General features: G+C 40.9%; 3 protein-coding genes. 2 read left to right on the plus strand and 1 reads right to left on the minus strand.

Annotated elements, in window-relative coordinates; genetic code table 11:
• Both HNO79_RS16310 and HNO79_RS16315 read left to right on the plus strand, forming a co-directional pair.
• Nucleotides 1–143 (plus strand): transposase (locus HNO79_RS16310; protein ID WP_214165947.1); only part of this gene is annotated, 143 nt, incomplete at its 5' end.
• A 119-nt stretch (nt 144–262) separates the two neighbouring features.
• Nucleotides 263–907, plus strand: coding sequence for a hypothetical protein (locus tag HNO79_RS16315; RefSeq protein ID WP_214165946.1), 645 nt, complete (start codon nt 263–265; stop codon nt 905–907).
• A gap of 34 nt (nt 908–941) precedes the next feature.
• Here HNO79_RS16315 and HNO79_RS16320 read toward each other — a convergent pair.
• A partial coding sequence (locus HNO79_RS16320) for a transposase (RefSeq protein WP_214165948.1) occupies nt 942–1084 on the minus strand: 143 nt, incomplete at its 5' end.

A 1084-nucleotide genomic window follows, 5' to 3' on the forward strand; every position in this document is an offset into this window, starting at 1 on the left:
AGCTCTACAAAAACAGAAACATCATTGAGCGTTTCTTCACCAGGTTGAAGCAGTTCAGGGGCATTGCAACACGCTACGACAAGCTGAAGTCAACATTCCTCGCAGCAGTGCAACTCGTCTCCGCCATCATCGGAATTAACTGACGACACGCCCTAGCAACGCTCATACGTGACTTTCCAAATCTGCTCTTACAGTGTGGAGATTAGACAACGGTAAATGATTGAGATATTAGCGATATCATAATAGAAATTGGGAACTTATCATGCGTCTTTCATCTGGATTGTTTATATTTTTAGCCAGTGTATCATCGGCAACTATCGCACATGCTGAATCACCCGCTAATATGAGTATCAGCGACCAGTATACCTCTTTGGCTATAACTGGCATTCCTGATATGGTGCAGGGAGAAGATCGTAAGAACGCAGTTAATGCATGGAATAAGTTTTTTCCTCAGTGGGTAAAGCATGAGGAAGAAACTGACGGATATGTTCTAGACCAAGGGTTTTATGACTGCATTAAAGGCGATAGCACATATAAGGATATAAATCTCAGCGATGAAAATATCGCCTCAGATAGCGAAGGAAAAATATATTTTTCTACGCTTTCTTTCTCCGATACAAGTGGAGATATATTTATATTTAAATATATGACAGTTAAGAAGAAAGAATACTTCATAACAACGAACGAGAAACAATTCCCGACAAGCATTCATATTGAATATAAGCTTCCTAATGGATATGTAAATAAAATTGATGCAAATTATAAATATTCCGGAGACTTCATTATTCCTATGCTGCTCACGAGGCCACACCATGCAGACAGCTTCTATAATATGCTTGCAGATTACAGTAAGCATAAAATAGAGTTTCTGCCGTTTCCTGTTACGATGATGGTCCCTGAAGATTAGGATTTGTTGGGCCTTGAATGACTAGGGCGTGTCGTCAGTTAATTCCGATGATGGCGGAGACGAGTTGCACTGCTGCGAGGAATGTTGACTTCAGCTTGTCGTAGCGTGTTGCAATGCCTCTGAACTGCTTCAGTCTGGCGAAGAAGCGTTCAATGATGTTTCTGTTTTTGTAGAGCC

It is taken from the genome of Komagataeibacter oboediens (assembly GCF_018491655.1).
Taxonomy (GTDB): domain Bacteria; phylum Pseudomonadota; class Alphaproteobacteria; order Acetobacterales; family Acetobacteraceae; genus Komagataeibacter; species Komagataeibacter oboediens.